This is a genomic window from Flavobacterium bernardetii, assembly GCF_011305415.1.
Classification (GTDB): domain Bacteria; phylum Bacteroidota; class Bacteroidia; order Flavobacteriales; family Flavobacteriaceae; genus Flavobacterium; species Flavobacterium bernardetii.
Window position 1 is genome coordinate 59,620 of record NZ_JAANOQ010000003.1, and the last position, 12,171, is coordinate 71,790.

The 12,171-nt window shown below is 31.8% G+C and carries 16 protein-coding genes; 5 read left to right on the plus strand and 11 right to left on the minus strand.

The window, feature by feature from the left end; all coding sequences use genetic code 11:
- The first annotated feature begins 13 nt into the window (after positions 1-13).
- The 5 genes from G6N05_RS07210 (at position 14) to G6N05_RS07230 (ending at position 4,742) form a co-directional block, all read left to right on the plus strand.
- Positions 14-223: a response regulator gene (locus G6N05_RS07210; RefSeq protein WP_225875139.1), complete on the plus strand. Its 210-nt coding sequence runs from the start codon at positions 14-16 to the stop codon at positions 221-223.
- A gap of 93 nt (positions 224-316) precedes the next feature.
- A complete protein-coding gene (locus tag G6N05_RS07215; protein ID WP_166126125.1) occupies positions 317-802 on the plus strand; it encodes a biotin/lipoyl-containing protein in 486 nt (161 codons plus the stop codon).
- 170 nt (positions 803-972) lie between these two features.
- Entirely contained in the window at positions 973-2,412 is a 1,440-nt protein-coding gene (accC, locus tag G6N05_RS07220; protein ID WP_166126127.1) for an acetyl-CoA carboxylase biotin carboxylase subunit, read from the plus strand.
- Between the two features lie 71 nt (positions 2,413-2,483).
- Positions 2,484-4,025 carry an acyl-CoA carboxylase subunit beta gene (locus G6N05_RS07225; RefSeq protein WP_166126129.1) on the plus strand — a complete coding sequence of 514 codons (1,542 nt, stop codon included), beginning with the start codon at positions 2,484-2,486 and terminating at the stop codon, positions 4,023-4,025.
- A gap of 231 nt (positions 4,026-4,256) precedes the next feature.
- Complete coding sequence (locus tag G6N05_RS07230) at positions 4,257-4,742, plus strand: hypothetical protein (protein ID WP_166126131.1); 486 nt, start codon at positions 4,257-4,259, stop codon at positions 4,740-4,742.
- Here the strand turns inward: G6N05_RS07230 and G6N05_RS07235 are convergent.
- From G6N05_RS07235 to G6N05_RS07285, 11 genes are all read right to left on the minus strand, one after another.
- On the minus strand, positions 4,739-5,239 hold the full coding sequence (locus tag G6N05_RS07235; protein ID WP_166126133.1) for a DUF2004 domain-containing protein: 501 nt from the start codon (positions 5,237-5,239) through the stop codon (positions 4,739-4,741). The genes G6N05_RS07230 and G6N05_RS07235 overlap by 4 nt on opposite strands.
- Before the next feature lie 89 nt (positions 5,240-5,328).
- Positions 5,329-5,796, minus strand: a complete 468-nt coding sequence (locus G6N05_RS07240; protein ID WP_166126135.1) for a hypothetical protein — start codon at positions 5,794-5,796, stop codon at positions 5,329-5,331.
- Between the two features lie 5 nt (positions 5,797-5,801).
- Positions 5,802-6,068, minus strand: a complete 267-nt coding sequence (locus G6N05_RS07245; RefSeq protein ID WP_166126137.1) for a hypothetical protein — start codon at positions 6,066-6,068, stop codon at positions 5,802-5,804.
- A gap of 57 nt (positions 6,069-6,125) precedes the next feature.
- A complete protein-coding gene (locus G6N05_RS07250) occupies positions 6,126-7,817 on the minus strand; it encodes a M1 family metallopeptidase (RefSeq protein ID WP_166126139.1) in 1,692 nt (563 codons plus the stop codon).
- A 134-nt stretch (positions 7,818-7,951) separates the two neighbouring features.
- Positions 7,952-8,596 (minus strand): hypothetical protein, encoded by a 645-nt coding sequence (locus G6N05_RS07255; RefSeq protein WP_166126141.1) that lies wholly within the window; start codon positions 8,594-8,596, stop codon positions 7,952-7,954.
- A 62-nt stretch (positions 8,597-8,658) separates the two neighbouring features.
- Positions 8,659-9,186, minus strand: coding sequence for a hypothetical protein (locus G6N05_RS07260; RefSeq protein WP_166126143.1), 528 nt, complete (start codon positions 9,184-9,186; stop codon positions 8,659-8,661).
- Positions 9,187-9,288: 102 nt separating this feature from the next.
- Positions 9,289-9,669, minus strand: a complete 381-nt coding sequence (locus G6N05_RS07265) for a PH domain-containing protein (RefSeq protein WP_166126145.1) — start codon at positions 9,667-9,669, stop codon at positions 9,289-9,291.
- Between the two features lie 17 nt (positions 9,670-9,686).
- Entirely contained in the window at positions 9,687-10,493 is an 807-nt protein-coding gene (locus G6N05_RS07270; protein ID WP_166126147.1) for an alpha/beta hydrolase, read from the minus strand.
- 27 nt (positions 10,494-10,520) lie between these two features.
- Entirely contained in the window at positions 10,521-10,970 is a 450-nt protein-coding gene (locus tag G6N05_RS07275; protein ID WP_166126149.1) for a hypothetical protein, read from the minus strand.
- A gap of 17 nt (positions 10,971-10,987) precedes the next feature.
- Positions 10,988-11,368, minus strand: a complete 381-nt coding sequence (locus tag G6N05_RS07280; RefSeq protein WP_166126145.1) for a PH domain-containing protein — start codon at positions 11,366-11,368, stop codon at positions 10,988-10,990.
- 98 nt (positions 11,369-11,466) lie between these two features.
- Complete coding sequence (locus G6N05_RS07285; protein ID WP_166126150.1) at positions 11,467-12,066, minus strand: REP-associated tyrosine transposase; 600 nt, start codon at positions 12,064-12,066, stop codon at positions 11,467-11,469.
- Between the last annotated feature and the right edge of the window lie 105 nt (positions 12,067-12,171).

Here is a 12,171-nt window from a genome sequence, read left to right on the forward strand (position 1 = left end):
TTTTTTGGTTTTTATGGATATTAAAATGCCTAATTTAGACGATTACGGCGCTTTTGAAAAGATCCGTAAATTCAATAAAACGCTTCCGATTATTGCACAAAGTTCGTATTCCTTTCCAGAAGAAGTGGAAAAAATTAAACAACTAGGTTTCAACGATTTTATCTCCAAACCTTTGGATAAAGAGCGTTTATACGAATTAGTGAAAAAATACTTCAATAAGTAATATTTAAACTATATCATTTTTACAAATTCTTCTAAATAAAATTTACGAAAACGTTTTCTTTTGCTTATTTTTACGCTCAAATTATATGTAATTATGAGTAAACCTTATAAAGTTTCAGTAGATCAAAATCAAGTTTTTAATCTTACTGAAAATAGCTTAACTACTTTAGATGCTGTAAGTGTAGAAGAAAATCATTTTCATATTCTAAACGGAAACACACCTTTTCAGGCAGAAATTATCACTGCCGATTTCAATTCTAGAAAGTATAACGTAAAAGTTAACGGAAACACCTATCAAGTTGCGATTGCTAATGAACTAGATTTGTTAATTGAATCTATGGGAATTGCTGTGGGTGCTAACAAAGTGGTTAACGAAGTAAAAGCACCAATGCCAGGATTAATCCTAGAAGTTTGTGTGGCTGTCGGACAAGAAGTTACCGAAAATGAACCGTTACTAATTTTAGAAGCTATGAAAATGGAAAACACATTAGTGTCGCCACGTAGCGGAAAAATTAAATCTATTGCTGTTGACAAAAGCAACGCCGTAGAAAAAGGACAATTGTTAATTGAGTTTGAGTAAAAAAGAGCCAAGTAAAAAGAGCCAAGTGAAAAGAGCCAAGTGAAAAGAGCCAAGTGAAAAGAGCCAAGTGAAAAGAGCCAAGTAAAAAGTGGGAAGAGCCAAGTGAAAAGTGAAAATCTTTGCGAGCCTTGCGAAACCTTTGCGCTTCTTTGCGGTTAAACAAAAAATAGATGAGAAAAATATTAGTTGCAAATAGAGGTGAGATTGCCATTCGAGTAATGCAAACTGCCAAAAAAATGGGAATTAAAACAGTCGCTGTATATTCTACAGTCGATAGAAATTCGCCACACGTAAAATTTGCTGATGAAGCCGTTTGTATTGGTGAAGCGCCATCGAATCAATCGTATTTATTAGGAGATAAAATTATAGAAGTTTGTAAACAATTAGGTGTAGATGGAATTCATCCAGGTTACGGATTTTTGAGTGAGAATTCAGATTTCGCAGAACTAGCCGAAAAAAATAACATTACGTTCATCGGACCGAAATCTAAGGCGATGAAAGTGATGGGAAGTAAATTAGCTGCGAAAGAAGCCGTGAAAGCGTTCAATATTCCTATGGTTCCTGGTTTGGATGAAGCGATTACTGATATCGCTTTAGCGAAGAAAGTTGCTGGAGAAATCGGATTTCCTATCTTAATCAAAGCATCTGCTGGTGGTGGTGGAAAAGGAATGCGTATCGTAGAAAACGAAGCAGAATTTGAATCACAAATGGACAGAGCAATTTCTGAAGCTACGAATGCTTTTGGAGATGGTTCTGTTTTTATTGAAAAATATGTAGGTTCTCCTCGTCATATCGAAATTCAAGTTATGGCGGATAGTCATGGAAACATCTTGTATTTGTTTGAAAGAGAATGTAGTATTCAACGTCGTCATCAAAAAGTGGTGGAAGAAGCTCCTTCTTCAGTCTTAACTCCAGAAATCAGAAAAGCAATGGGTGAAGCAGCTGTAAAAGTGGCGCAATCTTGCGATTATTTAGGAGCTGGAACGGTTGAGTTTTTATTAGACGAAAACAAGAATTTCTACTTTTTAGAAATGAATACACGTTTGCAAGTAGAACATCCAGTAACAGAAATGATTACAGGTTTAGATTTAGTTGAAATGCAAATTCGTGTCGCTCGTGGTGAAAAATTAACGATTACTCAAGACGATTTACAAATAAAAGGACACGCGATGGAATTACGTGTGTACGCTGAAGATACACTAAACGATTTCTTACCAAGTGTTGGACATTTAGATGTTTATCAAATTCCAGTAGGTGAGGGTATTCGTGTAGATAATGGTTTTGAACAAGGAATGGATGTGCCAATTTATTACGATCCGATGTTAGCCAAACTAATCACGTATGGTAAAACTCGTGAGGAATCTATCGAATTGATGATTAAAGCGATTGCCAATTATCATATTGAAGGAATTAGTACGACGTTGCCTTTTGGAACATTCGTTATGGAGCATGAAGCGTTCCGTTCGGGAGATTTTGATACGAATTTCGTAAAGAAATATTACGACAGCAACAAACTAAAAGCCAAGTTCGATAAAGAAGCAGAAATTGCGGCTTTAGTAGCTTTGAAAAGATATTTAGAGGATAAAGAGATTGTAAGAATTCCTAATTAGTAAAAAGTAAAAAGGCAAAAGGCAGAAGGCAAAAGTAATTGCTAAATGCTAAATGCTAAAAGCTAAAAGATATGCAAGACAAAATAAAAATATTAGAAGATAAAATCGCCTTAGCTAAATTAGGCGGTGGTGAAAAACGTATTGCTTCGCATCATGCTAAAAAGAAATTAACGGCAAGAGAAAGAGTAGAGTACTTAATGGACGAAGGTTCTTTTGAAGAAATTGGGATGTTGGTGACACATCGTACGACAGATTTCGGAATGGAGAAAGAACAATATTATGGAGATGGAGTAGTTACAGGTTACGGAACTATCAACGGAAGAGCGGTTTATATTTTCGCACAAGATTTCACTGTTTTTGGTGGTTCGTTATCTGAAACGCATGCAGAGAAAATCTGTAAAGTGATGGATATGGCTTTAAGAAACGGAGTTCCAATGATTGGTTTAAACGATTCTGGTGGTGCTCGTATTCAAGAAGGCGTACGTTCATTAGGTGGTTATGCGGATATCTTTTACAGAAACGTTCAAGCGTCTGGAGTGATTCCGCAAATTTCTGCAATTATGGGACCATGTGCTGGTGGAGCGGTTTATTCTCCAGCTATGACCGATTTCACTATGATGGTGGAAAACAACAGTTATATGTTTGTAACGGGTCCGAATGTGGTGAAAACGGTTACGAATGAAGAAGTAACTTCGGAAGAATTAGGAGGTGCGAGTACGCATTCAACGAAATCTGGAGTGGCGCATATTACGTCTGAAAATGGAATTGAATGTTTAGAAGATATCAAGCGTTTGTTGAGTTACATGCCTCAAAACAATAGAGAAACAGCACCTGCGATTCCTTTTGAATTGAAAGACGAAATTAGAGAACAATTGAGTAACATCGTACCCGATTCTGCGAATAAACCGTACGATATGCATGATGTTATTAAAGGAATTATTGATCAAGATAGTTTCTTTGAGATTCATAAAAACTTTGCGGAGAACATTATTGTTGGTTTTGCACGATTAGGTGGAAGAAGTATTGGTATTGTAGCCAATCAACCAATGTTTTTAGCAGGTTGTTTAGATGTTAACAGTTCGATAAAAGCGGCGAGATTTGTACGTTTTTGCGATTGTTTCAACATTCCTTTATTGGTATTAGAAGACGTTCCAGGATTTTTACCAGGAACCGACCAAGAATGGAACGGAATTATCACTCACGGAGCGAAATTATTATATGCATTTAGTGAAGCGACAGTTCCAAGAATTACCGTAATTACACGTAAAGCTTATGGTGGTGCGTATGACGTAATGAACTCGAAACACATTGGTGCAGATATGAATTTTGCTTGGCCAAGTGCAGAAATTGCCGTAATGGGAGCAAAGGGAGCTTCGGAAATTATCTTTAAGAAAGAAATTAGTGAAGCCGCTGATCCTGCAGCTAAATTATTAGAGAAAGAACAAGAATATGCGGATTTATTCGCGAACCCTTATACAGCAGCGCAACGTGGTTTTATTGATGAGGTGATCTTACCAAAAGATACTCGTAAGAAATTAATAAAAGCGTACAGTATGTTAGAAAACAAACAGGTTTTAACTCCGCAAAGAAAGCACGGTAACATTCCTTTATAGAATTCTTATACTAACAAAAACTCCCAATGTGAATTGGGAGTTTTTTTATGCCTATATGTGAATTAGAAAAATATACTTGCAACAGCGAGTTTCATACTTGTAACGTAGAGTTTTACACTTGTAATAGGTAGTTTTAACTTTGTAACGAGGAGTTATAACTTTGTAACGAACAGTTTCATACTTGTAATGAGGAGTTTTATACTTGTAACGAGGAGTTTTAACTTTGGAGTAATGAGTTTTACAAATGCAGTTGCTAATTTCGGAAATGCGGTTGCTAAAAGCGGGAATGCGTTCGTAAGTTTCGGAAATGAAGTTGCTAAAACTGGAAATAACTATGAAAGAAGTGGAAATGACTATGAAAGAAATGGAAATGACTATGAAAGAAATGGAAATGCCGATGCAAGAAATGGAAATGTCGATGTTAATTTAGGAAATACCGATGCAAGAAGTGGAAATACAGATGCAAGAAATGGAAATGTAGATGTTAATTTAGGAAATACTGATGCAAGAAGTGGAAATACCGATGCAAGAAATGGAAATGATTATGAAAGAAATGGAAATGACTATGAAAGAAATGGAAATGAAACTGTTAAAAGTGGAAATGTAGTTTCAAGAAGTTCAATATGGTGTGGTGTTTTTATAACAAGACCTGACAGGTTTTTGAAACCTGTCAGGTCTGTAAATAGGAATACTTTAAACAGCTGGTTTATAATTTAGCTTTCCATTGTCATATATTCCAATTGTCCATTTTCATCTGTATTTATAACAACTAAATAATTTGTTATGTCTTGACCAATTGAATAATCAAAAATCGCAAAATTGTCTTCACTTTCAGGGTAAAGACCAACTCTTACTAATTTTAATTTTGCCAAAAGTTGTTGTTCTAGTTCAATTGTTGTGTCGTCAAAGTTTATAAGTGTCGAAAGTTCGTCTTTTCCAATTTCTTCAAGATGATCTTCTAAATAAAATTTTACCGTGTCTCCTTCTTCGTCATTATAGTCGTCAAGAATATAGTTCTTATTTAGAATGTCAAATTTTTCAATATTCTCAATGAAGTTTTTTACTTTGTCCATAGTAGCTATATCAATAGCTTTGTTTTCAAAATTGAGGTCAATTTGAATTTCGTTGCCGTTAAACACAATATCAACATCATAATATTCTTCCAAATTTTCTGTTGCTAGTTTTCCGAAATGTGGTAATGTATATTCTGTCATTTTTATTATTTTTAGTTTGTTATATTGTTTGGTTATGAACGAACGCGAAAGGATTCGCGCACGAGCGGGGGAATCTGTGCTTTTGGATTTTACTCCCAATTCGTTATGTTTTTTGTCCAAGCTTCAATTATGATGGGTTCAATAACAAGCATGACTAACTTTATAGGGAATTTATTGTTTTCAGATTGTGGATTAGTCATAATTAGATAGTTATTCACCGTATCATAATAGTACATCATAGTATTTACGGTTGCAGTTTTCGAAACTTTAAAATTTGGAATTTCGCTAGCTATTAAGTTTTTAAATGAAGCTTCATCCATAAAATTCTTATTTAAAGTTCCAACTGCGATTGCAATACTGTCTTTAGTATATGTAATCATTTTTTTCTCGTCTTTTGAAACTATTAAATCTTCCACTAAAAAACTTCCTTCGGCTCTTAAACCTTTAGAAGTTGCTTCGGGATATAATTTATGAATTTCACTGTATGATTTTCTTAATTGCGCAAGAGTCAATTGAGCAAATAGAAAGGCAACGAGTATTAAAATGCTTTTTTTCATTTTTATTAATTTAAACTTCTTATTATTAAAACACATAAAGTTATTATTAATGTCGTCGCTAAAATTTTAATACTTCTGCTTTTATTTTTTGTTAGATAGTTGGCTAATAAACCCAAACCAGCTCCAAGTCCGCCAAATACTCCTGAATATAAAATTTGCATTCCACTTTCATTTGTTAGTTCTTTTCCGGCATTCATTAAAATAATGCATGGTAAAACGATCATTACTAAAGTCCAAATTTGGTTTTCGTCAAGTTTATTTTTATCTGTCATTTTGTATTGTTACTCTTTAGAATTATCGCACGGATTGCAAATCCGTGCTATCGGGTTTTATTTTTCAACTTTTAAATCTACTATCGATGTCTTCTCAGCATTTAATTTTGCTATTGCTTTTATTACTGTTGTTTCGTTATTGTTTTCATTATTAAAAGCAAAGTAAAGAAATAAAGAATTGGTTTTTTCAACATACGAAGTAGCGCCACCTGTCATTACTTTTTTTGAATTATCACTTCTTAATTCTATAAGTTCGTTTGCTGGTTCTGAGCTTATTTTAATTTTGTCTGAAATGTTTTCAGTTTTTCCACTTAAATAATTAGCAATTTCATTTGAAATAAATGCGATTTCTTCTTTTGAATTGATTTTAAAATATCTGTTTTTATTAAATACATTGGTATCATTTTTAGACCAAACATCATTCAATCTTGAAATTTGTAAAATCTTGTATGATGGATCAATTATAATTCTATTAACGTTTTCAATATTTAATTTTTGTATTTTTTGTTCTTTTGAAAAAGATAAAGTTTTTAAAGTTTTTTCATTGTTTGAGTCGGTTATAGCGATTTCAACGGTATAGCTTTTATTGGAATTTGATGTTATACAAACTTCATTTGAAGCGCAATCTGAAATGAAAAAATCAGGAAAGAATTCATCTGTTGCTATCGCTTCAATTCCTTTTGAATCAAAGAATATATTTATTTCGTCAAGACTTGTTTTTCTTCTTTTTTCTTTGTTTTTATACAAGTCTGCAAGTTGATTAATAAAATCCGGATTGCTTAATTGTCTTGTATGAAAATATATAGGCAATAAACCATACGATAATGACTTTGTGGATTTCGCGTCTAAATCTTTTTTCCTTAAGTCATTTAATGATTTTTTTCCTTCTAATAAATATAATCTTTCATTTATTGATTTGTCAAGTTGGCTTTCTCCGTATTGATTTATAACATATTGCATAGAAAGAAATTCAGCAATTCCTTCGGTTAGAGGTCTTTCCTTAATAATTATTCCGTCTAGACCAAACCAAATATGAGCAATTTCGTGAGATATAGTATTCTCTATGTTTTTTCCCTTAACAACGTCAGAATTGTAAACAATTAAATTTTCAGTAGTTTCACTTGGTTCATTGTTTGGAGCAAACACAATCTTTGGTTTTCTTTTTTCGCCAAAGTATTTTGAAAAATAATTAAAAGCGTTATTCATTCCGATATTGGCTTTTTTCATTTCCTCTAAAAACTCTTTTTCCTTTTCTAGATAATACACTTTAAAACCATTTTCCTCAAAGAAATTAAAATTCCCTGCTACAATTTTTGGAGATGTTATATAGGTTTCTTTTAAATCATCTTTTGATGGAAAAATAACAGGATATTTTTTTGAAGAAATATCGAGATTGAATTTTTTAAAATCTAAGAAATTATTTTTTTTTAAACCTAAATATTTCAAATCAGAAATGAAAAAATCAGTATTTAGTTTTGATGTGTTAGTAATAACTTCAAAATTGATGTTGTTTACATTATATATTTCATATTCTTTCGAAGAACTTAACTCTCTTAAAAAGACGATTTCTTTTTGATTCGGGGAATAGCTTTTAGGAAGTATATAAATGGCTTTATTGTTCTCTTTTAAAATCTGATTTACTTGTAGGTTTGAGTTTTCATCGATTATAACTTTTGCCGTTATTTCTTCTTGTGCAGATACGAATGTGATGTTTAAAAACAGTGTAAAAAATAAAAATTTTCTTTTCATAAATATATTTTATTAAGTCTCCAAACATACAAAAAATCCCACAAAAAAAGACCGCTACAAGCAGTCTTTCTATATCAGTTATTAACAAATATACTATGTTGGTGCTAACGGACTTTAATGTATTTGTACATTAGCTATTGTTTTTCAAAAGATTTTTCGAAATTATAATTTAATATCATTCCAACACTTTCTTTTGTGTAATTTATTGACGCGCTGAATAGACTATTATTGATATAAGCATTATATAATTCTTGAGTTAGTAAATGTCTGTCATCTTTTGCACTATATATTTTAACTTCTATTTTGTAAAAGTTATGTTTCCCTAATTGTAGGTCAGATTTAGTTAATTCATATTTTAATTCTTTAATGTTTGAATACGTATCACGTAATAATTTTTCGGTAAATAATTTATGTTCTTCTAATGTAAATTTCTTCTTTCCTACTAAAGTTTCTAAACTACTTTTGAAATAATTAAATCTATCAAGCTGAAATCCAATTAATTGTGGAGGGTGTCCATTAATAATTATTCCATTTGGAACTTCTTTTTTTATAGCCTCGAGGCCCTTTTTTTCTAATTCTTCAATTCGTTCTTTCTTGATTATTTGATAACCTTCAGGAATTGCAATTTCCCATTCAATTAGATCACAAATATAAACGCCATTTTCTATTTTTCCGTTTTCTGAACTTTCAGATTTAGATTCTTTAACTTCTTCTTTCTTTTCTTGAGAGAAAAACAAGTTTGATGAAATTAATAATAGTATGGTAACTAAGTTTTTCATTTTTTTAGATTTATTGATAACTCAAAGTCGGTAGACTTTACGCAGCGGGAGGGTATTTATTATTAGTCCTTCAGACTGTAAAGTATTTTTTGAAAGTCAGCTTTGAATTTGTCTTTATCTTCTGCTGCTGCCCAAGACATAACTTTGTAATAACTAGTCTTTGTTTCTACAATTCCTACTAAATAATAAATTTCTGTTTTAGCTTCCTTGTCATAGAATGTTACATCAGACTCAATAAAATTTATTTCTCCTTTTTTTTGAAATTGAGGTTTTGAAACTTTTCTCTTTTCTTCGTCTTTTAAAAAGTCTTTTATGAAATCATCATAAAACTCATTTATTGAAGAAAATTTCATATCGACTAAATCTAAATCTTCTTTGGTGTCAAAAATTATAAAACCGTAAACTTCTTTTACAATGTTTTGGTACTCTATTGCTGACGAACCATTAATTCCGATAGTTTTACTCATGTATTCTGGAAGGCCAATTTCAAAAGTATGTCCAGCCTTATACTTTTTTAGTTCAGTTTGGGCAAATGATGTCATGGTCATTAAAACCAAAATTGTTGTGAAAATTGCAATTGTCTTTTTCATTTTTTATGTTTTATTTTCTGTTATTGATTATTAGATAGTTGTCGTATCTTTTGTTAAACTTACGTAATAGCGTTCCTCGGATTGGCGCAATTGCGGGGATTATTATTTCAAAACGTGATGCGCCAAAACCTTTTGCACATCGTACACATTTACTGATTTGTTAAACTGTTTTACAATGCTTGGTTGCGCTTCGCTAGAAATCCAAATTTTTAATTCTGCTTCTAAGTCGAATGTTCCTGCGGTTTCTATACTGAAACGTGTGATGCTTTTATAGGTTATTGTTTTGTATTCGGTTTTACTTCCAGTAAGACCTTGCACATCGACTAAAATTAGACGTTTGTTTGTGAAAATAAAGGTGTCACGAATTAACTTGAAACCTAATTCTATTTCTTCTGAATCGGTTAGTAATTGCCCGTATTTTTTTAATAAGTCTTCTTGGGTTACGGCTCCTGCGTTACCTAATAATGATGAAAATATTCCCATGTTTTTATGTTTTTGGTTTAATTATTCAACGACCAAATTAGAGCTTTTTCTTTAGTTGCTCTAAAGATAGTACTATGGTCTTCTTTTTTTTCTGGTGAGTAATTCCAATTTAGATTTTGAATGTTCTTTGTCGTTAAAATTTTAGCCAATTTATTAGTCGATTTAAAAATGCTTTTTTCACTTGAACCAGCGAACCAAAATGTTTTTTTGTTATTTGAAAAATGGTTGAGGTGTTCGTTGGCATTTTTGACTAAATGCTTATTGTTCCACCAAAGAGAAGGATCGAAAGCGATATAGAAATCGAACATTTCAGGTTGTAGTAATAAGGTTTCGGTTACGAAAAGTCCAGCTAAGGATTCTCCGATGATGCCTTTTTTGGCTGTCGTTTTATATTTTGAATTGATTTCTTGGAAAAGTTCCTCTTGTATAAATGCTCTAAATGCTGCTGAACCACCAACAACTGGTGCAATTTCTTTATCTTCTTTCACTACCGTTTCGCCCGTTAAATCTCTTCTGCGTTGTGTGTTTTCAATGCCGACTAAAATGATAGGTTGTATCTTTTTAAGTTGTATTAGTTTAGCTAATGTATTGGCAATGTGTGGAAAATCTTCTTGAATGCCGCCATCTGCCATGTATAAAACAGGTAATGAATCGGTACTTTTACTATATTCTGAAGGTAGCCAAACATTAATAACTCGAGTTTCATTTACTTTTTTTGATGAGATGGTAAACGTTTCATATTTTGGAATGGAATCGTTTTGTTGGGCAATTGTATTTGTAATACTAAGTAAGCACGATAAGATACAGAAATAAATAGATTTCATTTTAAATTAGTTTAAGTTTTGATTTGCTTACCAAGCTTTTTTGATAGCCTCTAATTTGTAATAAAAAGGAAGAAGAAGTATAAGTTCTAATCTAAGTGTTACACCAGCATTTTCAACAAAAATAGGAATAACAACCATTGAAATAAAACAAATAATAATTCCTGCAATAGCGTCAATCTTTCCTAATTGGATGGCATTGTCTTTTTCAAACCATAAAGAATAGGCAGTGAAAGCTTTAAATGACATTAAAGCAATAATTAAACTACCTAATAGACTTACAGGTTTGTTTGTTTCAAAACCATATAAAGATAAATCGGCTGTTCCTCCAAAAATTCCAATAAGAAAGCAAGCAATTCCTGCTACTCCCATAATCATAAATAACCAACAAAATACTTTTATCCATACGGGTAATAAGGCTCTTCTGTTGACTGGTTTCTTTTCAAATTGATCAAATTGGCTGTTTGTGATTTCTTCCATTTTAAACGAGTATTATTTTATTTCAAAACATGATGCGCCAAAACCTTTTGCACATCGTACACATTTACCGATTTGTTAAATTGTTTTACAATACTTGGTTGCGCTTCGCTAGAAATCCAAATTTTCAATTCTGCTTCTAAGTCGAATGTTCCTGCAGTTTCTATGCTGAAACGTGTGATGCTTTTATAAGTTATTGTTTTATATTCCGTTTTACTTCCAGTAAGTCCTTGAACATCAACTAAAATTAGACGTTTGTTGGTAAAAATAAAGGTATCACGAATTAACTTAAAACCTAATTCTATTTCTTCTGAATCGGTTAATAATTGCCCGTATTTTTTTAATAAGTCTTCTTGGGTCACGGCTCCTGCGTTACCTAATAATGATGAAAATATTCCCATGTTTTTTTGTTTTTATGTTGTTTGATTTTGGTTTATGAGTGTACTTTAACGCTGCGAAAAGTCTCTAACGCTGCGCAAAGTCTCCCGACTTTGAGCTACTATTGACTTATATATTTATCAAAAGAAGATTGTTTTAATACATCAACTTTTGGGATTTCTACTATTTCTACTTGAATGATTCCTGTTCCATTCATGTAGTTACTTGCACTAGAATAAAGATAATCATCCATTTTTATTACAATTCCAGCACGTACTGGATTCATATGTATATAATCTAATTTTGACCACAAAAATTGCTCTGTGAATATCTCTTCAGCGTGATTTCCGTATTGCCAAAATTGATAATTTTTATTTCTCGAATGAGTTTCCGTTGCTAATTTAAATCTTTCTAACATCCATTCTCTTCTGCTTTCAGGTTCAGATTGTATTTTTTCTAAAATTGTTTTAGCAGTAAATTTTTTAAAGTCTCTTAATAAATCTGAAAGTTTTCCATCGTTAGATTGAATTATCATATGAATATGATTACTCATAATAACATAGCCATATAAAATCATTCCTTTGTTTTTTATACAATAATCAAAACATTCTATAATAGAATCTCTATAACTTTTTCTTGAAAATACATCTATCCAATCTACAACTGTAGCAGTAATAAAATGTGCTTTTTCTTGTTCTTTTATTGTGTATCCTTCTTTCATTATCTTAAATATTAATTTTTCGTGGCTTATAGTTGATGCTTTGCAAAGTCTCCTGTCTTTGAACTTGTTTTTTATTTGTTTTAGCTCAAAGTCAGGAGACTTTGC

Coding starts and splice junctions, on each gene's coding strand:
- G6N05_RS07260 (WP_166126143.1), bottom strand. CDS start 9,186: ATGAAAAAGACAATTGCAATTTTCACAACAATTTTGGTTTTAATGACC.
- G6N05_RS07210 (WP_225875139.1), top strand. CDS start 14: ATGGATATTAAAATGCCTAATTTAGACGATTACGGCGCTTTTGAAAAG.
- G6N05_RS07250 (WP_166126139.1), bottom strand. CDS start 7,817: ATGAAAAGAAAATTTTTATTTTTTACACTGTTTTTAAACATCACATTC.
- G6N05_RS07285 (WP_166126150.1), bottom strand. CDS start 12,066: ATGAAAGAAGGATACACAATAAAAGAACAAGAAAAAGCACATTTTATT.
- G6N05_RS07275 (WP_166126149.1), bottom strand. CDS start 10,970: ATGGAAGAAATCACAAACAGCCAATTTGATCAATTTGAAAAGAAACCA.
- G6N05_RS07265 (WP_166126145.1), bottom strand. CDS start 9,669: ATGGGAATATTTTCATCATTATTAGGTAACGCAGGAGCCGTAACCCAA.
- G6N05_RS07245 (WP_166126137.1), bottom strand. CDS start 6,068: ATGACAGATAAAAATAAACTTGACGAAAACCAAATTTGGACTTTAGTA.
- G6N05_RS07270 (WP_166126147.1), bottom strand. CDS start 10,493: ATGAAATCTATTTATTTCTGTATCTTATCGTGCTTACTTAGTATTACA.
- G6N05_RS07215 (WP_166126125.1), top strand. CDS start 317: ATGAGTAAACCTTATAAAGTTTCAGTAGATCAAAATCAAGTTTTTAAT.
- G6N05_RS07230 (WP_166126131.1), top strand. CDS start 4,257: ATGAGTTTTACAAATGCAGTTGCTAATTTCGGAAATGCGGTTGCTAAA.
- G6N05_RS07280 (WP_166126145.1), bottom strand. CDS start 11,368: ATGGGAATATTTTCATCATTATTAGGTAACGCAGGAGCCGTGACCCAA.
- G6N05_RS07240 (WP_166126135.1), bottom strand. CDS start 5,796: ATGAAAAAAAGCATTTTAATACTCGTTGCCTTTCTATTTGCTCAATTG.
- G6N05_RS07255 (WP_166126141.1), bottom strand. CDS start 8,596: ATGAAAAACTTAGTTACCATACTATTATTAATTTCATCAAACTTGTTT.
- G6N05_RS07225 (WP_166126129.1), top strand. CDS start 2,484: ATGCAAGACAAAATAAAAATATTAGAAGATAAAATCGCCTTAGCTAAA.
- G6N05_RS07235 (WP_166126133.1), bottom strand. CDS start 5,239: ATGACAGAATATACATTACCACATTTCGGAAAACTAGCAACAGAAAAT.
- accC (WP_166126127.1), top strand. CDS start 973: ATGAGAAAAATATTAGTTGCAAATAGAGGTGAGATTGCCATTCGAGTA.